Genomic DNA, 21,446 nt, shown 5'->3' with positions numbered 1-21,446 from the left:
GATAAAATTCGACACAAGGAGGAAAATATTAACATTAAATAAAATAATATATTCATCTACAAATTAAAAGGGGTGAATATTATGCAACCTTCAGCTCCACCTCATCTAGAATCTACAGAAACTATCTTTCCAAGCTCTATTACAAAACTTGTTGTTTTTATTTGTTGGCTAGCCATTTTAGCTGATGGATATGATTTAGGTATTTACGGTGCCGTTCTACCAAAGCTCCTAGAAGACAAAAGCTGGGCGCTATCACCAGCGCATGCTGGTACAATTGCAAGCTATGCTTTATTTGGGATGTTTATTGGGGCTATTCTAGTTGGAACGATTACAGATCTAATTGGGCGTAAATGGACGCTTATATGCTGTTTAGCACTTTTTTCTATCACAATGGGTTTAGCGGCTATCGCTCCTTCTCCTGAGTTATTTGGATTATCTCGATTTATAGGAGGAATCGGATTAGGCGGTGTTATCCCAACAGCTTCAGCACTTACTGTTGAATATTCACCAAAAAAAAGGCAATCTTTTATTTATGCTCTTATGTTTACTGGCTATCCTTTAGGTATCGTGTTAGGTGCTATTTTGTCCATGCTTATGTTAGAAGATTTCGGATGGAGAATTATGTTTGGTATCGGAATGATTCCACTACTCCTCATTCCTTTCATTATTCGCTATTTACCCGAGTCCATTCAATTTTTATTATCACGTAATCGCCAAGAAGAAGTAAACCAAATTCTTAATCGTTTTCAAATTGAATTTCATGTAAAAGATAAAACTCATCAAGACCCCTCTACTATACGAAAGAAAAATGGATTTTTTACTTTATTCTCAAAAGAATACATAAAAGCAACGCTACTTTTTTGGATCACTTATATAATGGGAATGTTTTTAATATATGGTTTAAACACTTGGTTACCACAGATGATGCGCCAGGCAGGATATCCTCTTGGGTCTAGTCTGTCATTTCTACTTATGCTAAATATTACCGCAGCTATCGGCGCATTATTCGCTGGAGCAATTGCTGATCGTATAGGAGCAAAAATTGTTATTAGCATCTCTTATCTTATGGCAGCCATATGTATCGGACTATTAACAATCAAACCATCTGTTACAATCATTTATCTTTTAATTGGCCTTGCTGGTATTGGATCAGTCGGTATTACTCAAATATTAAATGCATATGTAACACAATACTTCCCATCACATATCCGAGCTACCTCCTTAGGCTGGGGACTGGGGCTTGGCCGAGTTGGTGCAATTGCTGGCCCAATTCTCGTCGGTATTATTATGACAATGCAATATGACTTAGCATGGAATTTTTACTTATTCTCCTTTGCAGGTCTTATCGCAGCTATATCTGTTTTCTTCATTCCTACAAAATAAAAAGGGCACAAACTTACTTGTGCTCTTTTTCATATGCTTCAAACAACATATCTCGAAACAATGTATTTAAACTCTCAATATCGATTCCTGATCCCTTTTCAATTCCTTTTACATATTGCTGATAGTAATGAATTTGTTCTTCTAAAAATTGATTTAGCACCTTAATTTTCAATCCAACATCTAATTCAGTACCTGCTTTTTTCTTTATTAACAACTTTTCAATTTCATCTAATACGCTACGTTCTAATGATAATTCTTTAATCAATCGGTCAAATTCTACAGGAGGTAAGGTCGTTTTCTCTTCTAGCCACTTACAAGCTAAAATGGGACGTAATACATAAAAGTACTTTTTCAGCTTTACATTCTCACCTTGCAAAAATTCACGATAATTTTTCGACGCCATATGTAAATAATGATATATCGTTGCTTTTGGATCAAAATTCTTCTCACTCATCTGTTGAAGTAGTTCTGGAAAATTAGAGTTTTTCGAATAAAAAATTGGTGATCGAATCCACTCAAGTAAAGCAGGATTCGACTTCGCGAATAGTTGCAACGCCTTTTTAATATCCCAACCACTTATATCTAAATCATCACTAATTGGATATTCAATTACATCTCGTTTGTCATGAATTGATAAATACCATTCTACCGGATGTATATAAACAAACCTAACATCATAATCGCTATCTTTCGATGGAAAACCCCAAGCACGACTCCCTGATTCTACCGCAAATAAAATTTTCACATCATTCTCTTTTTCAATTCTTTCTAACTCCAACCCGATTTTCTCTCTCATTGCATAACACCTCCATTTTTTGATTATTTCCTTGGAAATTCGACAAATACAATACTAATTTTACTACATACCAAAAAAACTGTCAGAAATTACTGACAGCCTAATGAAACGTCTATTGTTGCTTTTCGATTACAGTAGTAGCAATTCGTTCAAACTCTTTTTGAATCTCCTCTTTATATGCATCTACTATTGAAAAATCCATAGCAGCAATATAAATTCGTTCTAATTTATCACGAACCGATTTTGCTTTCGCTAAGAAAGACATCGCCTCATTCATTTTTGCTTTATATTGAATGGAGACATCACGAATTTCCTTCGCATATTTCTCATCCGTCCCTGGCGTAACAATAAGGGCATACATATCAATAATTTCATCACCCTCGCGACTTGGAAAATATTCATGTGGTGCGGTGCTATCAAAAATTGCAAATCCTAATTCTCTTACGATAACCATATCAAGACTATTCGGGTCAAATCCGCAATGATATACTTCAACTTCAAACCCTTTTTCTTCAGCTGCCTTAGCTAACTTTTTGAGCATCGTTGATTTTCCAGAGCCTGGGCGCCCTTTTATAAAATAACGATGTGGTAACCCTTCTGTTAAATTAGGAACAAAATCAACTGCTCCTTTCGGTGTAGCAGCTCCTAAAAAACGATGTTTTACAAGCGATTGTCTCCCGCTTTTATCTGCAAATAATTTCTGGATTAGCTGATTGGTTAGTTCATTTGCTTTATTAAAATCTATATTATCAATATATATCTTCTCCCACTCATCATGTATAACCAATGCCTCTTTAAAACGTGCGTAAGCAGACTGAAAAGCTTTGCTTGCTTCTGAAACAAATCTTTCAATTTCTAACTTCTGCTTTCTTAGTTTATCTGAGTCCCAAGCAATTCCTAAATTTATATACTCTTCAACAACTCCTGGCATTTTTGGCTCAATAACATGCGGCGATGTCCCATCAACAATTCCTACTTTTAATTTTGGGATAATTACACCATCAACCGATTTATTATCAGAAGAACAATGTAAAAATTCAATATCATATCCTTTTTCAATCCATTCACGACCTATTGCCTTTATTAAAGAAGATTTTCCCGTTCCTGGGCCACCCTTTAAGATAAATAATCTGTCTAATCCTTTTAAATTCTCTTCGTATAAATTGTGAAATCCCCTAGCTGTATTACCACCAGCATAATAATTTAATACATTTCCTGTCACTGCACTCACTCCTTCGCAGCATTCTATTTACATAAGCTACAATATGCGAGCAGCTTTATTTGGGTGAATACCTATTTTGTATTGCACGAAAAAAGGAAATGAATTACAATTTAACTATCGGAAAATTCCGATTTTAAAAACTGAATACTTCTTTATCAAGAGAGGCAGAGGGACCGGCCCTTTGAAGCCCAGCAACCTCAGTTTATACAAACTGAATAGGTGCTAATTCCTGCAAAATGCATTGCATTTTGGAAGATAAAACTCAACTAGCATGTAAAGCTCATCTTTCTTGATACTGAAGGATGAGCTTTTTATTATTTGAACAACATATATTGGAGGTATGTAAAATGAAAGTAATTGATCTATCGCAAACATTTGAAAATAATATGTCTCAATTTCCTGGAACACCTAAAATACAACTAGAAGCTGTTACAAGTGTTGAAGAATCAGGCTATCAAGTTACAGATTTTCATTCTGTCGTTCATGTTGGCACGCATTGTGATGCCCCTGCGCATTTTATTTCAGGCGCAACGACCATCGATCGATTACCGCTGGATCAATTTGTAGGCGAAGCTGTTCTTATAGATGTAACACATATTCAAGAACGAAAATTACCTAAGGCAGTATTGCATAATGCTGATATAAAAGAAGGTGATATTGTTATTTTTCATTCTAATCTATCCACCAAATGGAATACAGAAGCTTATGAGAAAGAAGCATTTTATCTTTCTGAAGAATTAGCTGAAGAATTAGTTCAATTAAAAGTAAAATCTATCGGTTTAGATTTCATTTCTCCTGATGAAGTCACAACAGAAACATCACCGATTCATCACATATTACTAGGGAATAATATTTACTTAATTGAAAACTTAACAAATCTAGATGCTATCGAAGCAAAACGTTTCTTTTTCTCAGCAGCACCTTTAAAAATTAAAAATAGTGACGGTGCTTTCGCAAGAGCATTTGCTGTTATTTTTTAAATGGCGCTACAAAAAAAGCAAAGGCCACTACTGGTCTTTGCTTCTATATTTTCTATTTAAATTAAGAAAGAATTGTTCCACACGAGGACGCACCCAAGCTAAACAATCTATCTCTTTCTTCTTTGTGCAAGCTATCTCTTCTCCATCTACCATTTCAACAAGTTCTAGTTCTAACAGTTGCCTCGTGAATGCTAACATATTCACTTCTTCGGATGGATACTCTTCTTTTAATTTCTCCTCAATTTCTCCCAATAAAAAACCGTCACGCATCATTGCCAATGCATCAATCCAAAGTGGCGGCATTTCATATTTTTCTCCTGTAATTGTATCTTTTACAATATAATTCTTTTGCTCTTTTCGAAATTGAATCGTGTGTAAACATACAGTCGAATTTAATGTTAATTCCATCATACCACCTCTTTCATAATATCTGCATAGAAAAAAGGATGCGCGTGCACCCCTTCTTATCTTTTCATAACACTACTGAACCGTTACATGAGCAATCAATCTCATGTCGATATTTTCCTCCATTATAAACGAAGTATTTTATAAAAAAAACCCTTCTTGAAACATTTTATAAAATGTTTATATTTACACAACAAGAACACTTTTCTGAAAAATCTTTTCTCCCAATACATTAAACGGTCGGCAGAAAAATTTCTACTTTCGTTCCTACTCCTAGACTACTTTGGATCGTGATACTCCCTTGATGTTCCTTAATAATTTTATATGTAATCATTAATCCAAGTCCTGTACCAGTCTCCTTTGTTGTGTAAAACGCCTTGCCAATTTTTTCTAATTTCTCATTCTCTATACCAAATCCTTGGTCTTCAACAGAAATACACAAATGTCCTTGCGTTTTTTGATATGCACGGATATGAATTTCTCCGCCCTCTGGCATTGATTCTATTCCATTTTTAATGATATTTAATAACACTTGTTTTAATTGCTTATCATCACCGTTTATAGCCGGTAAATTCCCATCTACTTGTAAATAACATTTAACTCTATATTGCGTTGCATAACTTTCCATTAGATGCACAACATATAGAAGGATGTCTCGTATATTACACCTTTCATAATTTGTTGGCTTTGGTTTTCCTAACAACATCAATTCACTAACAAATCCATTAACCCTTTCAATTTCTTGTAGCATAATGTCGTAGCTCATCGTATCAGTTGGATTTCTTTCTTTTTGCATTTGCGTAAACCCTTTTAACGCTGTTAGCGGATTTCGAATTTCATGGGCAATTGTTGTAGACATAGTCCCAATCACAGCTAAATTTTCCGTCTCTTTCATATTGTTCATCATTTCAACCACTGTTCTTACATAAGATTGAAATCGTTTTAATAAAGAATGTGAAATAATGAAATAGAATATACATAAAACAAGTGGAATTACCACTTTTAAATCTTGTAATAGCAATGTGAAAAATACGTACTTTCCAATTACACTAAAGGAAACTAAATAAAAGTATTTTCTATTCACGAAAACTGGGGCAAATAAAATTAATAACATTTCTACCATACTACCATGTTCAAAAGGTCTATCCGTTCGCAAATAAATCATTAAATTATTCACAAGATTGATAAACATGTACCCAAATAAAAATAAATATTTTACAGAATATACATACCCTCTTTTTTGAAGATATATAGAAATAGGAAATAATGCTATTACAAATATAGGCACACCTATCCCAAGACTACCTTCTGGCCAACCTACCGCTGTTCCACTAATATTCATAGCAGGATATACAAAATAATATATAGCGTCATATAAAAAGAATATAATATAAAATAATAATATAAATACCTTTAAGGCTCTTCTTTCTTCATAAATCAAGCTCTTGTATTTATTCATATAAAAACTCCCCTTGATCGATACAAAAAACTTTCATTGTTATCTCCTTAAAGTATAAGTATGAAATTGCTTTCAGGGCAATATTTAACCTTATAATAATGAAAGGAAGGAGATTTCTCCTTCCTTTTGGTAACAACTTACATCCATCTTACCCTGTCATGTAACAATCCATCCGTAAAATTATTATGCCCTATTACAAAATCCTTCATATATAAATTTAAATACTCACCGTACTTACTTTCTGTATTTAATAACAACTCCTCGACGTAATAAGCACCTTGTTCAAATTGATCTAAAAGTAAACTGGACAAGCCCGCATAAATCCCGCACCCTACCTGAAAATACGTTGCATTCGTTTTATATTTACGAAAAACTTGGCTACTATTCATCACATTATACATATATGTCTCACTATTTTCATAAACGAGTAACACACCGACCAAGTCCTCTCCAGCAACCTCTTCTTCCGCTGGATTAAACACTTTACGATTCCAGTTCCATAAATCTTCTACTTGATCTAAGTTCTGTCTAATTATATTTGTTGTATACTCATTAATTCGGTAAAGAAAACCAACTTCCATATTAAAGTTTTTCCCTAAAATTAATACTTCCTCATGTGGCATTAAACAACCATAGAATTCTTTTTCTCCTAACTTTACTTTATACTCTGAAGCATATACATCTTCATAAAAGTAAAGAGGACGATGATGACTCATATACATCGGATAACTCCAGATTGCTTCATCTAAAAATCGCTCTACTGCCCATGAAGCATAAAGTGTATGTGGCTTTATAAGTGCTGTATCATTCAAAAACGATGTGTCATGTTCTACAATATAACATGCTCTTGGCCTTTCATTTGGTCGTTCCTTCATAAGCTCAACAACCATCCATTGAACAACACCTGGATTCATACCTGAACCTATAATCGCTTTTGTATTTGTAAATTTCTCTTTCTCCTTCTCAAACCTTGTATATCTTTCCGTAAGCTGAAAGCCGATTAAGCTATCGTCCTGATCTACTGCCTCATTTTCCAAGGCTGAGTTAATATAACAAATTCCTAGTTCATTACAGCAGCTTAATACTCTAATTGTATCTGCCCCTGAAACATCAATCACAACACTCGTTCTTTTTTCTTTTAAATGTTGTTTAAATTCCACTACATTTTGAAGGTTTATTTCATATAAATATAATTGACTTTTCAAATTCGAAAACAACTCATCATAATAAGTCCTATCTTTTTGTTTTATATCCACCAAATGAAATTTGGCATTCTTTAGTACTTCATAAATTGGATCTTTTTCATTTGCTATCGCTTGATTTAAAATTGCTAAAACCGCTTTTGCTGCTCCACCAGCACTACCAAGCAATGTAATTGATAACGAATTAGGAAACTGCTCCACAAACAAAACCCCTTTAATAAATTAGTTGAGCAGCTCCTCCTCAAAAAATAAATTGAATACATAAAAAGATAGCTCGTACACATTTCTTTATAAATAAGTGCAAAATTTTTTTAAAAAATCACACCATAGTATATTTATATTCAATTCATTTTCCCCTCATATTCAAATCGAGCTAAACAAATAGGCTCGACCTTTTCTTCTGCATATAAAAGAAAAAGCCAGCCCTTTCAACTAGCTTACGGACAATGGACAGATTTTACATGTTGAATATTCACATACATTTTTGCATCACGTGCTTTTGATATTTCAATATGACCTTCATCAATTTTCGCCATTTTTCCAATTTTATTGGACTCCTCACCTAAATCGAACACCATAATTTTCCCTGTCATTTTAATAAGCTGTTCTTCAAACGTTCTAGCTAACGTAATATTTAACGGATTTACGGGGAGTTCATTTTTATTGAGGGCATACGGTACTTGGTTTTCTTTATACGGAATTAACCATTTTAAATGCTTTAAAGATATATATACCGTTTTATAAACCGGACTATAAAAAACAATATAATCGTTCATCACACTTGTAACATAACCATGTATTGGAGCATTTCCTGCTACATAAACTTCTGTAAAAATCCCTTTAGAAGTACTTAATACTTTTCTCAAAGAAATTGAAGGGGATTCCCTCTTAATTACAGAATCAACATCTGGTTTTAATATTTCTTCGTCATATGGTCTTAAAAATTTATAGTATTGTACATGATATAAAGATATATATACGTAATCTTGTCCATTGTAAAGAACAACGATATCATTTCCTACATCAATTAATACACCCTTAAATCTTTTTTCACCGATTAATTTAACATATATATTTTCTCCAATACTTTTGTTTAACTCATTCATCTATATCCTCCTTCCTATGAATTTCTTCTTACCTGTCTTCCATTTCTAAAAAAATAATCAGGGCAAAGTTCTGTTTTAATAGTAAGTAATTCCTTTTCATACTATCGAAATAAGAAATTGTTCTTCTCTTTCCCTCATAATGCCCCTCTTATTTATTAAACATTATTCATCTTCATTCTTTTTACATTTAACTACTTGACTCACACTCTTAATATGAGACTTAATTACATAAATAACTTCATCGCCGTTTACTAGTGTAATACAGCCATGGTGTACCTCACTTAATAAACCTTCCACACACTCTGGACCGCCACGATTAATTTTTATCCACTTATACTTCAAGTCTTTTAATATATCTAAAAAAGTATCCTCATCAGAGCAGAAACATGAACTATAGCAATCGCCACATTTACTTTCTTTCACTTTCTTCACTAGACTCTTCACATGTTTCAACTGATAATATACTAATTCACCATGAGGTAGTTGTAATGTAAGATAGTCTTTTCCTAACGATACCAGTGTCCCTACTCGACTTTCTGGTCCGCGAAGATTTACTTTTACATTCTCACCAACTAAACATTTAATTTGGTCACAGCATAATACGTTCTCCAATTTTGTATCCCCCTTTCTTATTATCTTCCTCTACTTGATTGTCTTTGTGCGCGAGCGCGACCTGAATTATCGCTACTTTCCTTACTATCGTCGCTCTCATCGCTCTCTCCGCATGCTAATGCATTATAGTTAACACTTTTAATATGCTTTATTGCAATTAATATAACTTCTTCTTTTACAATTAATGTAACGAAGTCACAAGAAACATCTTGTAAAATTCCTTCCACTTTCTCTGGACCACCGCGATTAATTTTCACCCAGCAATATTTGAAGCTTAGAAGTAGTGCTTCAAAGTCGTCTGCACATTCGCAATCTTCCCAATCGCAATCACTTGATCCACAGTCTTTTGCATTTTTCGTAATACTTTTCAGATGGCTAAGTTGATAGTAATAAAGCTCACCTTTTTCATTCTTCAATACGAAGTAGTCCTGACATACTGATATTATTGTTCCTTTTTGAGATTCTGGACCACCCCTGTTTACTCTCACAAAAGATCCAATTAAGTCTTTCAAAAAATCACAATGAAATAAACTCACGAGAAAACCCCTTCCATTAATTTATAAGCTTTTGCACTGATAGTATATGTATCTGTACAGGTTACGTTCTCTATGTTTGTCCTAGCTAGAAAAAAATATGCTTTTAACATGGTAGACTACTACCTATCAAAATTTGAGGAAAGGCTAAGAACTCCTTATGTTTTTGATATCTTCAAACAAAAAATCCCTTATGAATATACATTTCTGCATATCTTCATAAGGGATTTTCCATAGTTTAATCTTCGTCTTTAACATCCATATCTTCTGGAATTGGTTCGTTCAATATTTCTTCCACTAATTGCTTATATTTCTCCATTTGTTCTAAATGTGTATTGAATTGTTCTTTATTTACTAAATATTGCTCTCCATCGAATAGCGCACGAATTTTCTTTTGCTGAATTAACTCTTCAATATACGATTTTGGTAAATTCAAATACTCCGCAGTCTCTTCTACTGTTATATACAATGCGTTCATTCCTTTATTATTTTTTCATCTATACTGTATCTTACTTTACTTTATTTTTGTAAACAAATAAAAAAGATTTTGTAAATGCAGTTCAAAAAGCAGGTAGATGCATTCCATATATTGTATAGTATTATATAGTAAGAATTTTTTAAATATAGAATGGTATTACCCATTTACACAAAGGAGAGTTAACATATGGCTACTCGTCACATCATTACAATGTTAGAAAAAACACTACAAGTTGAAACAGAAAACACAATTTCTCATTTGAATGTATCTTTATCTGATCGTTTTCTTTCTCAAAGCACAGCAATACATGAAAACAATTGTTATCATACAATTGGTGAATGGTACAAAAATCATTTCTTATTCCAACAAGATGATTTCCTTTGGGCTAAATATGCTTTCTATGACGCATATTGTGAAGCCATCAAAAAACAAGGCCATCTTACAAAACGCGTCCGTCAAATATTAGAATCATTGGCTCGAAAACATGGAAAACAATATATTGCTTCTATACTAAATATGCCATTTCCTAATGAACGCGCTAAAGGGACAGCGTAATTTAGCCATGTTCTGCGTAAGCAAAACATAGCTAAATTGTTTTCTAAGATGCTTTACCAATAAAAATGTTCATATCATATGAACTGATGAAACCGGTGTCATTATAATGATTGAAAATATAGTAAACAGGAAAACCCCCACGTACATCTCTCATCCATTTGAATAGAGCAGTATGTGGGGGTATACTTGTTCCTTATTATTTTATCATCTGCTTAATCAGTTCGCGATTTCTCTTCTTAAATACTTCATTATGAGAAGAAACCATTCCGTACTCACTTGCATCTGGTTGGATAAATTGCTTTGCTTTATTCACAGCATTTCCAGCATCTTGGAATGCACCTGCAATTAAGTGTAGTTTCCCTTCATGCTTTAAAATATCTCCAGCAGCATATAATCCATCTACTGAAGACTCACTATTTGCATTACCTGCAATATAATAATTATCTATAATTGCAACGTCTAACTCACTATTTTCTAATAATGTAATATCGCGTTCATATCCATGATTAATAATAACTTCATCAATAGGTAAGTGAGAAACCTCACCTGTTTCATGATTTGTTAATTCTACATATTCGATCGCTTCATGATTATCACCAGCAATTAATTTTGTAATCGATGTATTAAAGAAACACTCCGCTGAGCTGTTCATAAGTTGTTTTACTTGTGCTTCATGACCAGATAATTCTTCTTTTCTATAGGTTACATACACTTTTTTCGCAATTGGTTCCAATTCATTTGCCCAATCAACAGCAGAATTGCCTCCACCGGAAATAATAACTGTTTTACCTTTGAAACGCTTTAAAGATTTAACTGTATAATTTAAATTCGATACTTCAAATCGCTCAGCACCTTCAATAGATAACTTTTGCGGTTTCAATATACCACTTCCTGTTGCGACGATAACTGTTTTTGAAAAGTGTTCTTCGCCATTACTTGTTTTTAATGTAAAAGTACCATCTTGATTACGAATAATCGATTCTACTTTTGTATCTAATACAACTTCCGGCTTAAATGTTAACCCTTGCTGTACAAGTTGTTCAATTAACTTATCACCTGTAACTGGCAATAGTCCTCCTACATCCCAAATCATTTTTTCCGGATACACATGTATTTTTCCACCTAAATGTGGTTGAAATTCTATTATTTTTGTTTTCATTTCTCTGAGTCCACTATAAAAAGCTGAATAAAGCCCTGCAGGTCCTCCGCCTATCACGGTTACATCAAACAATTCTTCTCGATTCATTCGTGCTCACTCCTCAGCTATTAATCATTGATTATCATTCTCAATAAAATATAACCTGTTTCCGCAAAATTTACAATCAAAATTACTATTGACAATACACCTATATAAAATTATATTATTTAAAGAATCAATAGTGATAATCATTATCATTTTGTTAATAATTAGCAAATTTGAGATTACATCTTCTTTTATTAATATGGTTAATACTATATTATAAAATCTCATATTCAAGATTTTTAATAAATCATTTTGCTTTACCACTACTCTTTCAAAAAGATTGCAGTTAAACAAATTATTGTATACACATATCATCTATGTTAAAGGAGAAAGACGATGAAAAAGTTATTTATTTCACTAACAGTTCTTTTCGTTCTTGTTATGAGTGCTTGTAGCAATGGCTCTACAGACAAAAAGAACGATGCAAAAGGTAGTAAATCAGAAACAATTACATACCAATCTGAAAATGGTAAAGTAGAAGTTCCTGCAAATCCAAAACGCGTTGTTGTACTATCATCATTCGCTGGTAACGTAATGTCATTAGGTGTAAATCTTGTTGGGGTAGATTCATGGTCTAAACAAAACCCACGTTTTGATAGCAAACTTAAAGATGTTGCTGAAGTATCAGATGAAAATGTTGAAAAAATCGCTGAACTAAATCCAGATTTAATCATTGGTTTATCAAATGTTAAAAATGTCGATAAGTTAAAGAAAATCGCTCCTACTGTAACATACACTTACGGAAAAGTTGATTACTTAACACAGCATTTAGAAATTGGTAAGTTATTAAACAAAGAAAAAGAAGCAAAAACTTGGGTTGATGACTTCAAGAAACGTGCACAAGAAGCTGGTAAAGAAATTAAAGCAAAAATCGGTGAAGATGCAACAGTTTCTGTTGTAGAAAACTTCAACAAACAGCTTTATGTATACGGCGAGAACTGGGGCCGCGGAACAGAAATTCTGTACCAAGAAATGAAATTAAAAATGCCTGAAAAAGTAAAAGAAAAAGCATTAAAAGAAGGTTATTACGCATTATCTACTGAGGTATTACCTGAATTTGCTGGTGATTACTTAATCGTAAGTAAAAACAAAGATACTGATAACTCCTTCCAAGAGACAGAATCATATAAAAACATCCCAGCAGTAAAAAATAATCGTGTATATGAAGCAAACATGATGGAATTCTATTTCAATGATCCACTTACATTAGATTTCCAACTAGACTTCTTCAAGAAGAGCTTTCTTGGTAAATAATACAAACATGAGGAATTCTTAATTTAAGAATTCCTCTTCCTTTATTCTATGAACAGAAAAGATGTGAAACGAATGACAAAAGATCATGATAGTCCACGTTCTATAGCTTTTACATACAAACTAATTTTAAGCTTAATTGCATTCTTTCTTATTTTTATGGTTGCAATGGTATTAGGTGCTGCAGATACTTCGATAAAAGATGTATGGTTAGCACTCACTTCCTCCGCTAAAGGAGACAAAATATCTATTATTCGAGAAATACGTTTACCACGTGAAGTTGCTGCTATTTTTGTAGGAGCTGGATTAGCCGTTTCTGGAGCAATTATGCAAGGATTAACACGAAATCCACTTGCGGACCCTGGATTATTAGGGCTATCTGGTGGAGCAAATGCTGCGCTTGCACTAACACTTGCTTTCAATCCTTCCATCAGCTATCTTTACTTAACGTTAGCTTGCTTTATCGGTGCTGCAATTGGCGCAATTATGGTATTTGGAATTGGTATGGTGAAAAAAGGTGGCCTTTCTCCTCTTCGAATTGTATTAGCGGGCGCTGCAGTTTCAGCATTTCTACTCGCAATTTCAGAAGGAATTGGCATTTACTTTAAAATTTCACAAGATGTATCACTTTGGACTGCTGGGGGCGTAATTGGAACAACTTGGAGCCAATTAAAAATTATTATTCCAGTCATTTCAATTAGTATCTTTATCGCTATCTTACTAGCAAAAAAATTGACAGTTCTTAGTTTCAGTGAGGAAGTGGCTATTGGACTAGGTCAAAAAATTATTGTTATTAAAACTATTTTATTTATCATTATTATCTTACTTGCAGGTGCATCTGTAGCGCTTGTTGGAAATATGGCATTTATCGGTTTAATGGTACCTCACATGGTACGCCCAATTGTCGGTCCAGATTACCGATTTGTTATACCGATGTCAGCAATTGCTGGAGCTTCCTTTATGCTACTTGCAGATACAATCGGACGTACTATTAACGCTCCGTACGAAACACCAGTTGCGGCAATTGTCGCGATTGTAGGATTACCATTCTTCCTATTCATTGTACGTAAAGGAGGAAAAACATTCTCATGATGCAATCTATTTTAAGAAAACAGCGTCTCATTATACTCGCTTTACTTATAGTAATCATCACAACCATTGTAATTGGAATGGGACTTGGTTCAGCATCTTTATCTTATGATCGACTACTCCCAACATTAATGGGGCAAGGGACTTTTAAAGAGGAGTTCGTTTTATACTCTTTAAGACTACCTAGAATTGTCATTACATTATTAGCTGGTATGGCTCTCGCTTTATCAGGGGCTATTCTGCAAGGAATTACCCGAAATGATTTAGCTGAACCTGGTATTCTTGGTATTAACTCTGGGGCTGGTGTTGCTGTTGCTATTTTCTTTTTATACTTTCCAATAGACGTAGGTTCATTTCTTTACTTACTACCTGTCGTTGGATTTATTGGGGCATTTCTGACAGCTGTTCTAATTTACGTATTTTCATATAGTAAATCAACTGGACTTCAGCCGGTGCGATTAACATTAACTGGTATCGGTTTTGCATTTGCACTATCTGGAACGATGATTGTCCTTATTTCATCCGCTGATCGTATGAAAGTGGACTTTATCTCAAAATGGATTGCCGGAAACATTTGGGGAGATGATTGGACATTTGTTTTAGCAATGCTTCCATGGCTAATTGTATTAATTCCATTTGTCTTCTATAAAGCAAATCGATTAAACATTCTAGCATTAAACGAACCGGTCGCAATCGGTGTTGGAATTGAAATTGAAAAAGAACGAAGATACTTATTAATCGCAGCCGTTGCACTTGCTGCCGCTGCTGTTTCCGTAACAGGAGGAATTAGCTTTATTGGACTAATGGCTCCTCACATCGCAAAATCTTTAGTAGGTCCAAGGCATCAAATATTCATGCCTATCGCCGTTTTAATTGGCGGATGGTTATTACTACTAGCAGACACAATCGGGCGAAATATCGTTGATCCTAATGGCATTCCAGCAGGTATTGTCGTTGCTTTAATTGGGGCTCCTTACTTTATGTATTTGTTGCTTAAGAAAGCGTAAAAACATCCTCAATTTTGAGGATGTTTTTTCCTTTCGTTTCCTTCTCCTAACCCTTTATTCACCATTCATATTTCCTACCTCAATACAATTCCTGAACAAAATATTTTTGATTATAAACTCTATTAATGTTATATTATCACATATAACTTTTACGTTTTAAGGAGTATCGTATAATGAAAGCTATTTCTATTATTCTTATCTTAATTGGAATTTTTGGTATCTTAATGGGCGGAATGATGTTCGGAGATATCGGTATTGCTGCAATTATTGGTTCATTAGCAGCACTATTCTCAGGAATCGGTTTTTGGAAATTAGATTCGCAACTCAAAAATATATCTAAATAATTAAAATCCTAAAATGGCCATGGAAGAATATATATTCTTTCACGGCCATTTTAATACACATTGAATAACATTTCCGTTAGATTTCTACTGTTGCCCATACCCTTCAAACTTCTTCGCCAAATTCTCCATCTCGTCTTCTGGCAGTAACTTCGGTTCTCCGACGCTTTTTGTTTGATAATAAATTTGAGCACAAAACTCAATCTCTTCTGCAATAGTAAACGCCATTTTTATATTATTTGCACCAGCAATTAAACCGTGATTTGCAAGTAAAACAGCACGGCGATCAATCATGCCTTCAAAAGCAGCCTCCGCTAATTGCTTCGTACCAAATGTTTCATACGGTGCACAGCGCACATTCGGTCCTGCGAAAGCAATTAAATACGATACAGCAGGAAGCTCCCATCCTAATGATGCAATCGTCTTCGCGTAAGGAGAGTGTGTATGCACAAGCGCATTTATATCTTCACGCTTCCTATAATAAATAAGGTGCATATCTAATTCACTTGATGGTTTTCTCTCTCCTTCTACTACTTCACCATCTAGGTTTAATATAACTACATCTTCAGGCTTTGTTTCATAATACTCTAAACCACTTGGGCTAATCGCAACAAGACCTTGTTCACGATTAAAGATACTAATATTACCGCCCGTCCCCTTTGTTAAACCACTAGAAATCATTTTCTTTCCATACGCTACAATTTCTTCTCTTTCTTTTTGTAATAACATATACATCCCCCTAAGTATGAAGCTTATGATGACTGACTTTTATATTTATCTACTTATTGAAATAGCTTTTTTAAATTCTCCGTAAACGGTGCCTTTACAATCCCTTTTTCTGTAATAATCGCTGTTACATTTTCATGTGGAGTAACATCAAATGCTGGATTATATACTTTACTTTCTTTCGGAGCTGAATATTGTCCAAAGCGATTAATCACTTCAGAAGTATCTCTTTCTTCAATCGGAATTTCTTTTCCTGTCGATGTCTTTAAATCAATTGTAGGTGTTGGCGCTGCTACATAAAACGGAATGTTGTAGTACTTAGCTAAAATAGATACGCCTAATGTGCCAATTTTATTTGCTACATCACCATTTGCTGCCACACGGTCGCATCCAACGATTACTGCATCAATCTTCCCTTGTGACATGACCATAGCTGCCATATTATCCGTAATAACAGTAACGTCAATACCCGCTCGCTGCAGTTCTAATGCTGTTAACGTTGAACCTTGTAATCTAGGACGCGTTTCATCCGAATAAATTTTAAAATTCCATCCTTTTTCTTTCGCTAAATACATTGGAGCCGTCGCAGTACCATACTTAGTCGTCGCTAAAGCACCTGCATTACAGTGCGTTAATACTCCCATTTCATCATGGAATAATGTTAATGCATGCTCTCCAATTTGACGGTTAATTTCTTCATCTTCTCTATGAATTTCTTTTGCCTCTTCTAGTAATCTATTTTTCAGCTGTGAGATTGATAAATGAATATTATCTGTCGCTACACTTTCCATTCTTTCAAGTGCCCAAAATAAATTTACGGCAGTCGGTCTTGATGTCGCCAAGTATGTACATACCTTTCTTACTTCATCCATAAATCCTTCTTCCGTACTTTCAGCAAATTCCTTTATCCCTAAATACACTCCATAAGCAGCTGAAACACCAATCGCGGGTGCACCTCGTACTTTCATTACTTGAATCGCATCCCACACACTTTCAGCTGTTTTAAAAGATTCATAGACAATTTCATTCGGTAATAACGTTTGATCTAACAAAACTAAAGCATCATCTTTCCACTGAATTGGTATTAATTGCTCTTCCATCATATTCTCCCCTTACTTCGCGTAGTGCATTGACTGTTCTTTTAACGTTTCTACAAAACTTGTGCCCGTTCTATATTGATTCGCTCGTAAAATAAAACGCTTCGCTACTTGAAGACAAATTCGCTCCGCTCTAGCACGTGCTTCCTCATTCCCAATACAAGTAATATCTTTTACTTTCGCTAATCCAACAATACGGCGAATTAATTCCAGACCTGTCACTGCAGCTGTATCCTCTAATACAGATTGCAAATAGACTTCCCTAAAGCCTTCTTCCTTCGCCATAATCTCGGTCACATGAATATCCCAAGCACCTAAAAACTTCTGCTTAAATAAATCAATTACCTCTACCATCGTAGTTTGTAACCAATCCATATACGTATCTTTCTCAGCTCCAGGTGACATCGTTGCATCTGCATTCACCCAAGCAAACATTAAATTCGCCATTACATTCCCAACGTCATATCCCATAGGTCCATAAAAAGCAAACTCAGGATCAATAACCTTTGTAGAATCATCTCTTACAAAAACAGAACCAGTATGTAAATCACCATGAAGTAATGCCTGTGCATTCGTCATAAAAGAAAATTTACGTTTCGCTACTTCCATACGAAGCTCTTTATCACTATAAATATGTTCCCTAATCCATCCCTCATTTAACGGAAATAACTCATTACGCTTATTATGATTGGTAAATGGTTCTGAATATACGAGGTCCTCTGTAATCTCACATAATTCAGGATTTATATAATTCTTCACAAGTTCCTTCTTCTCTTTATGATTCATTACAACATCCGATGTTAACAAAAGTGTATTTACCATAAAAGTAGTTAAATCATCCGCAAGCCTCGGAAATATTTGATGATTTATAAGTGCTGTACGTAATATTGTGTGATCCGATAAATCTTCCATTACGCAACAATTCATCACACTATCAAATAAATACACCTTAGGAACAAGTCCAGGTGCTAACTCATCCTCTAACTGCAAAACATCTGATTCTATACGAATACGATTCGTCGACAACTTAAACTCATCTGAAATGCGAGCTGTATCCCCAGCTTGCTTTACGATGACAGACATGTTCTCTTTTTCATCCCAAACGCGGAACACATAATTTAAATTGCCATCACCTATTTCTTTACACTGTAACCCCTTTGCATTTTCAAACTTAGATAATTTCTCTTTCACATATGCAATCACATCTTTAGCTTCCATTAAAAAATACTTTGTGAACTTAGACATGGTTTCCCCTCCACACCAATTGTAAGCGTTTTCTAAAAGCTATAAAAAATAATAGGTTGAATTTTTTCATCCTATAAATATGTATTCTTCTTTTTGAAAGGTATATCTAGGTTTTATTATATCTTGTTAGCACTTTGAGTCAATATTTCTAACTATCATCGTAATATACTTCCTAATTATATATTTGGGATGACAAAAATTGTTCAAAAATTTTCCGATTCATTTTATTTTATTTATCACAAAATTCTTTGTAAAATAGAAGTAAGCAGTTCCTTTTCAAAACTACAACTTCTAAGAAATATTTCCTTCCCAAGAAATTAAACTTACACACTATCTCTAACATACACACTAAACTTTCAACTACTCATCTAAAATTTATAGACTTAAAATTACCTTTCCATTCCCTGTTAGTCTTAATTGAGAATAAATATTAATTAAATTGGTATAAAGTTGGTTTATTCTCTTGACAAAATAACCACTTCTATATGATAATTAATATCGAATTAGAATTATTATAGTTAATTAAAAAATATATTTTATGAGCACACTATTTTTTGATGCTCAAAACCAACATTTAGGAGGAATTTTAACATGTTATTAATCGGCACAGAAGTAAAACCGTTTAAAGCTAATGCTTACCATAATGGAGAATTTATCCAAGTTACTGACGAAAGTTTAAAAGGAAAATGGAGTGTAGTTTGTTTCTACCCAGCTGACTTCACATTCGTTTGCCCAACTGAACTTGAAGACTTACAAAACCAATACGCAACTCTAAAAGACTTAGGCGTTGAAGTATACTCTGTATCTACAGACACTCACTTCACTCACAAAGCATGGCATGATAGCTCAGAAACTATCGGCAAAATCGAGTACATCATGATTGGTGACCCAACTCGCACAATCACTACAAACTTCAACGTTTTAATGGAAGAAGAAGGTCTTGCTGCTCGTGGTACATTCATCATCGATCCAGACGGCGTTATCCAATCTATGGAAATCAATGCTGACGGTATCGGCCGTGACGCAAGCATTCTTGTTAACAAAATTAAAGCTGCTCAATACGTACGTAACAACCCAGGTGAAGTTTGCCCAGCTAAATGGCAAGAGGGTTCTGCAACACTTAAACCAAGCCTTGACCTTGTAGGCAAAATCTAAGGAGTTCGATCAAAATGATACTAGATGCAGATATAAAAACACAACTATCCCAATACCTTCAGTTAATGGAGAACGATATTTTACTTAAAGTAAGCGCAGGAGACGATAACGTATCTAAAGATATGTTAGCTCTAGTAGACGAATTAGCTACTATGTCATCTAAGATTACAGTAGAAAAAGTTGAATTAGAGAGAACACCAAGCTTTAGCGTAAACCGCCCTGGTGAAGACACTGGTGTCGTATTCGCTGGTATTCCATTAGGACACGAATTTACATCATTAGTGCTAGCTTTACTACAAGTAAGTGGACGCGCTCCAAAAATTGAACAAAAATTAATCGATCAAATTAAAAACATTCAAGGCGAATATCATTTTGAATCTTATATCAGCCTAAGTTGTCATAACTGTCCTGATGTTGTACAAGCTCTTAACGTAATGAGCGTTCTTAACTCTAGTATTACACATACTATGATTGATGGCGCTGCATTCAAAGAGGAAGTAGAAAGCAAAGATATCATGGCAGTACCAACTGTTTACCTAAACGGCGAATCTTTCGGAAGCGGTCGTATGACACTTGAAGAAATTTTAGCTAAAATGGGTAACGGTCCAGATGCATCAGAGCTTTCTGATAAAGATCCATACGATGTTCTTGTTGTTGGTGGCGGCCCTGCTGGTGCAAGTGCAGCAATTTACGCAGCACGTAAAGGCATCCGCACTGGTATCGTTGCTGAGCGCTTCGGTGGTCAAGTAATGGATACTATGGGCATTGAGAACTTCATCAGCGTAAAACGCACTGAAGGTCCTAAGCTAGTAGCAAGCCTTGAAGAGCACGTAAAAGAATACGACATCGATGTAATGAATCTACAACGTGCGAAACGTTTAGAGAAAAAAGAACTTATTGAAGTGGAACTTGAAAACGGCGCTATTCTGAAAAGTAAGAGCGTAATCGTTTCTACAGGTGCTCGCTGGCGTAATGTTGGCGTACCAGGTGAAGCTGAGTTCAAAAATAAAGGTGTAGCATACTGCCCACACTGTGATGGTCCATTATTCACTGGAAAAGACGTAGCAGTTATCGGCGGAGGTAACTCTGGTATTGAAGCGGCTATCGACTTAGCAGGTATCGTTAAGCACGTAACTGTTCTTGAATTCATGCCAGAATTAAAAGCTGATGCTGTATTACAAGAGCGTCTTAACAGCTTACCAAACGTAACTGTTCTGAAAAACGTTCAAACGAAAGAAATCACTGGTACTGATAAAGTAAACGGTATTTCTTACATCGATCGTGAAACTGAAGAAGTTCATCACGTTGAATTACAAGGTGTATTCGTACAAATCGGTCTTGTGCCAAACACAGACTGGTTAGGCGAAACAGTTGAACGCGCTCGCGGTGAAATCGTAACAGACAAGCACGGCGCTACAAACGTGCCAGGAGTGTTTGCTGCAGGTGACTGTACAAATAATCCGTACAAACAAATCATCATCTCTATGGGTTCAGGTGCAAACGCAGCTTTAGGTGCATTTGATTACTTAATCCGTAACTAATAAAAAAACAGGTGCCTTGG

The 21,446-nt window shown here is 34.7% G+C and carries 22 protein-coding genes and 1 riboswitch; of the genes, 9 read left to right on the top strand and 13 right to left on the bottom strand.

The window, feature by feature from the left end:
• The first annotated feature begins 81 nt into the window (after positions 1–81).
• Positions 82–1,383, top strand: a complete 1,302-nt coding sequence (locus IBT51_RS18250; RefSeq protein ID WP_001183082.1) for an MFS transporter — start codon at positions 82–84, stop codon at positions 1,381–1,383.
• A gap of 13 nt (positions 1,384–1,396) precedes the next feature.
• On the opposite strand, the gene IBT51_RS18245 is transcribed toward IBT51_RS18250, so the two are convergent.
• Both IBT51_RS18245 and IBT51_RS18240 read right to left on the bottom strand, forming a co-directional pair.
• Positions 1,397–2,179: a nucleotidyltransferase domain-containing protein gene (locus IBT51_RS18245; RefSeq protein ID WP_200458704.1), complete on the bottom strand. Its 783-nt coding sequence runs from the start codon at positions 2,177–2,179 to the stop codon at positions 1,397–1,399.
• 112 nt (positions 2,180–2,291) lie between these two features.
• Positions 2,292–3,401 carry a PRK06851 family protein gene (locus IBT51_RS18240; RefSeq protein WP_063546319.1) on the bottom strand — a complete coding sequence of 370 codons (1,110 nt, stop codon included), beginning with the start codon at positions 3,399–3,401 and terminating at the stop codon, positions 2,292–2,294.
• A 149-nt stretch (positions 3,402–3,550) separates the two neighbouring features.
• Positions 3,551–3,663, top strand: a riboswitch (SAM riboswitch).
• Positions 3,664–3,748: 85 nt separating this feature from the next.
• Here IBT51_RS18240 and IBT51_RS18235 point away from each other — a divergent pair.
• Entirely contained in the window at positions 3,749–4,381 is a 633-nt protein-coding gene (locus tag IBT51_RS18235) for a cyclase family protein (RefSeq protein ID WP_088022848.1), read from the top strand.
• A 27-nt stretch (positions 4,382–4,408) separates the two neighbouring features.
• Here the strand turns inward: IBT51_RS18235 and IBT51_RS18230 are convergent, their stop codons facing one another.
• The 7 genes from IBT51_RS18230 to IBT51_RS18200 all read right to left on the bottom strand — a co-directional run bounded on the left by IBT51_RS18230 (position 4,409) and on the right by IBT51_RS18200 (position 10,176).
• Complete coding sequence (locus IBT51_RS18230; RefSeq protein ID WP_000424116.1) at positions 4,409–4,789, bottom strand: hypothetical protein; 381 nt, start codon at positions 4,787–4,789, stop codon at positions 4,409–4,411.
• Positions 4,790–5,018: 229 nt separating this feature from the next.
• The gene (locus tag IBT51_RS18225) at positions 5,019–6,245 is read right to left on the bottom strand and encodes an ATP-binding protein (RefSeq protein ID WP_197233109.1); all 1,227 of its coding nucleotides are present in this window, start codon (positions 6,243–6,245) and stop codon (positions 5,019–5,021) included.
• Positions 6,246–6,382: 137 nt separating this feature from the next.
• On the bottom strand, positions 6,383–7,648 hold the full coding sequence (locus IBT51_RS18220) for a hypothetical protein (protein WP_000434728.1): 1,266 nt from the start codon (positions 7,646–7,648) through the stop codon (positions 6,383–6,385).
• 236 nt (positions 7,649–7,884) lie between these two features.
• Positions 7,885–8,553 carry an LSm family protein gene (locus IBT51_RS18215; protein WP_053565369.1) on the bottom strand — a complete coding sequence of 223 codons (669 nt, stop codon included), beginning with the start codon at positions 8,551–8,553 and terminating at the stop codon, positions 7,885–7,887.
• Between the two features lie 162 nt (positions 8,554–8,715).
• A complete protein-coding gene (locus tag IBT51_RS18210) occupies positions 8,716–9,165 on the bottom strand; it encodes a PI-PLC domain-containing protein (RefSeq protein ID WP_065229680.1) in 450 nt (149 codons plus the stop codon).
• Positions 9,166–9,185: 20 nt separating this feature from the next.
• Positions 9,186–9,701 carry a spore coat protein gene (locus IBT51_RS18205; protein ID WP_200458703.1) on the bottom strand — a complete coding sequence of 172 codons (516 nt, stop codon included), beginning with the start codon at positions 9,699–9,701 and terminating at the stop codon, positions 9,186–9,188.
• Between the two features lie 235 nt (positions 9,702–9,936).
• Positions 9,937–10,176, bottom strand: a complete 240-nt coding sequence (locus IBT51_RS18200) for a helix-turn-helix domain-containing protein (RefSeq protein WP_001998970.1) — start codon at positions 10,174–10,176, stop codon at positions 9,937–9,939.
• A 186-nt stretch (positions 10,177–10,362) separates the two neighbouring features.
• Between IBT51_RS18200 and IBT51_RS18195 the strand changes: the two genes are divergently transcribed.
• Complete coding sequence (locus tag IBT51_RS18195; protein WP_000235474.1) at positions 10,363–10,731, top strand: hypothetical protein; 369 nt, start codon at positions 10,363–10,365, stop codon at positions 10,729–10,731.
• A 196-nt stretch (positions 10,732–10,927) separates the two neighbouring features.
• Here the strand turns inward: IBT51_RS18195 and IBT51_RS18190 are convergent, their stop codons facing one another.
• Entirely contained in the window at positions 10,928–11,977 is a 1,050-nt protein-coding gene (locus IBT51_RS18190; RefSeq protein WP_088023190.1) for an NAD(P)/FAD-dependent oxidoreductase, read from the bottom strand.
• 333 nt (positions 11,978–12,310) lie between these two features.
• Here IBT51_RS18190 and IBT51_RS18185 point away from each other — a divergent pair, with 333 nt between their 5' ends.
• The 4 genes from IBT51_RS18185 to IBT51_RS18170 all read left to right on the top strand — a co-directional run bounded on the left by IBT51_RS18185 (position 12,311) and on the right by IBT51_RS18170 (position 15,665).
• Positions 12,311–13,228 carry an iron-hydroxamate ABC transporter substrate-binding protein gene (locus IBT51_RS18185; protein WP_000732579.1) on the top strand — a complete coding sequence of 306 codons (918 nt, stop codon included), beginning with the start codon at positions 12,311–12,313 and terminating at the stop codon, positions 13,226–13,228.
• A gap of 48 nt (positions 13,229–13,276) precedes the next feature.
• Entirely contained in the window at positions 13,277–14,317 is a 1,041-nt protein-coding gene (locus IBT51_RS18180; RefSeq protein WP_200458702.1) for a FecCD family ABC transporter permease, read from the top strand.
• Positions 14,314–15,321, top strand: coding sequence for a FecCD family ABC transporter permease (locus tag IBT51_RS18175; protein WP_200458701.1), 1,008 nt, complete (start codon positions 14,314–14,316; stop codon positions 15,319–15,321). Before IBT51_RS18180 ends, IBT51_RS18175 begins: the two co-directional genes overlap by 4 nt.
• A 173-nt stretch (positions 15,322–15,494) precedes the next feature.
• Positions 15,495–15,665: a hypothetical protein gene (locus tag IBT51_RS18170; protein WP_000644466.1), complete on the top strand. Its 171-nt coding sequence runs from the start codon at positions 15,495–15,497 to the stop codon at positions 15,663–15,665.
• A gap of 84 nt (positions 15,666–15,749) precedes the next feature.
• Here IBT51_RS18170 and IBT51_RS18165 read toward each other — a convergent pair whose 3' ends face one another.
• The 3 genes from IBT51_RS18165 to mtnK are packed head-to-tail and all read right to left on the bottom strand — an operon-like array spanning position 15,750 to position 18,730.
• Entirely contained in the window at positions 15,750–16,391 is a 642-nt protein-coding gene (locus IBT51_RS18165) for an L-fuculose-phosphate aldolase (protein WP_053565376.1), read from the bottom strand.
• A 53-nt stretch (positions 16,392–16,444) separates the two neighbouring features.
• On the bottom strand, positions 16,445–17,491 hold the full coding sequence (gene mtnA / locus IBT51_RS18160; RefSeq protein ID WP_200458700.1) for an S-methyl-5-thioribose-1-phosphate isomerase: 1,047 nt from the start codon (positions 17,489–17,491) through the stop codon (positions 16,445–16,447).
• A gap of 9 nt (positions 17,492–17,500) precedes the next feature.
• Positions 17,501–18,730, bottom strand: a complete 1,230-nt coding sequence (gene mtnK, locus IBT51_RS18155) for an S-methyl-5-thioribose kinase (protein WP_200458699.1) — start codon at positions 18,728–18,730, stop codon at positions 17,501–17,503.
• A 591-nt stretch (positions 18,731–19,321) separates the two neighbouring features.
• On the opposite strand from mtnK, the gene ahpC reads away from it, so the two are divergent.
• On the top strand, positions 19,322–19,885 hold the full coding sequence (gene ahpC, locus IBT51_RS18150; RefSeq protein ID WP_000924420.1) for an alkyl hydroperoxide reductase subunit C: 564 nt from the start codon (positions 19,322–19,324) through the stop codon (positions 19,883–19,885).
• 14 nt (positions 19,886–19,899) lie between these two features.
• Positions 19,900–21,426, top strand: coding sequence for an alkyl hydroperoxide reductase subunit F (gene ahpF / locus IBT51_RS18145; RefSeq protein WP_053565379.1), 1,527 nt, complete (start codon positions 19,900–19,902; stop codon positions 21,424–21,426).
• Positions 21,427–21,446 lie beyond the last annotated feature (20 nt).

The organism is Bacillus sp. S71, from assembly GCF_016625265.1.
GTDB classification, from domain to species: Bacteria; Bacillota; Bacilli; order Bacillales; family Bacillaceae_G; genus Bacillus_A; species Bacillus_A cereus.
Note: the sequence above shows the minus strand (reverse complement) of the source record. Positions and strands in the feature narration are given on the sequence as shown.

Bases quoted from the DNA above. Each gene is read 5' to 3' on its own strand.
- IBT51_RS18250 (WP_001183082.1), top strand. From the start codon at position 82: ATGCAACCTTCAGCTCCACCTCATCTAGAATCTACAGAAACTATCTTT.
- mtnA (WP_200458700.1), bottom strand. From the start codon at position 17,491: ATGATGGAAGAGCAATTAATACCAATTCAGTGGAAAGATGATGCTTTA.
- IBT51_RS18200 (WP_001998970.1), bottom strand. From the start codon at position 10,176: ATGAACGCATTGTATATAACAGTAGAAGAGACTGCGGAGTATTTGAAT.
- IBT51_RS18190 (WP_088023190.1), bottom strand. From the start codon at position 11,977: ATGAATCGAGAAGAATTGTTTGATGTAACCGTGATAGGCGGAGGACCT.
- IBT51_RS18185 (WP_000732579.1), top strand. From the start codon at position 12,311: ATGAAAAAGTTATTTATTTCACTAACAGTTCTTTTCGTTCTTGTTATG.
- IBT51_RS18165 (WP_053565376.1), bottom strand. From the start codon at position 16,391: ATGTTATTACAAAAAGAAAGAGAAGAAATTGTAGCGTATGGAAAGAAA.
- IBT51_RS18215 (WP_053565369.1), bottom strand. From the start codon at position 8,553: ATGAATGAGTTAAACAAAAGTATTGGAGAAAATATATATGTTAAATTA.
- IBT51_RS18230 (WP_000424116.1), bottom strand. From the start codon at position 4,789: ATGGAATTAACATTAAATTCGACTGTATGTTTACACACGATTCAATTT.
- IBT51_RS18170 (WP_000644466.1), top strand. From the start codon at position 15,495: ATGAAAGCTATTTCTATTATTCTTATCTTAATTGGAATTTTTGGTATC.
- IBT51_RS18195 (WP_000235474.1), top strand. From the start codon at position 10,363: ATGGCTACTCGTCACATCATTACAATGTTAGAAAAAACACTACAAGTT.
- mtnK (WP_200458699.1), bottom strand. From the start codon at position 18,730: ATGTCTAAGTTCACAAAGTATTTTTTAATGGAAGCTAAAGATGTGATT.
- IBT51_RS18245 (WP_200458704.1), bottom strand. From the start codon at position 2,179: ATGAGAGAGAAAATCGGGTTGGAGTTAGAAAGAATTGAAAAAGAGAAT.
- IBT51_RS18235 (WP_088022848.1), top strand. From the start codon at position 3,749: ATGAAAGTAATTGATCTATCGCAAACATTTGAAAATAATATGTCTCAA.
- IBT51_RS18175 (WP_200458701.1), top strand. From the start codon at position 14,314: ATGATGCAATCTATTTTAAGAAAACAGCGTCTCATTATACTCGCTTTA.
- ahpF (WP_053565379.1), top strand. From the start codon at position 19,900: ATGATACTAGATGCAGATATAAAAACACAACTATCCCAATACCTTCAG.
- ahpC (WP_000924420.1), top strand. From the start codon at position 19,322: ATGTTATTAATCGGCACAGAAGTAAAACCGTTTAAAGCTAATGCTTAC.
- IBT51_RS18225 (WP_197233109.1), bottom strand. From the start codon at position 6,245: ATGAATAAATACAAGAGCTTGATTTATGAAGAAAGAAGAGCCTTAAAG.
- IBT51_RS18180 (WP_200458702.1), top strand. From the start codon at position 13,277: ATGAACAGAAAAGATGTGAAACGAATGACAAAAGATCATGATAGTCCA.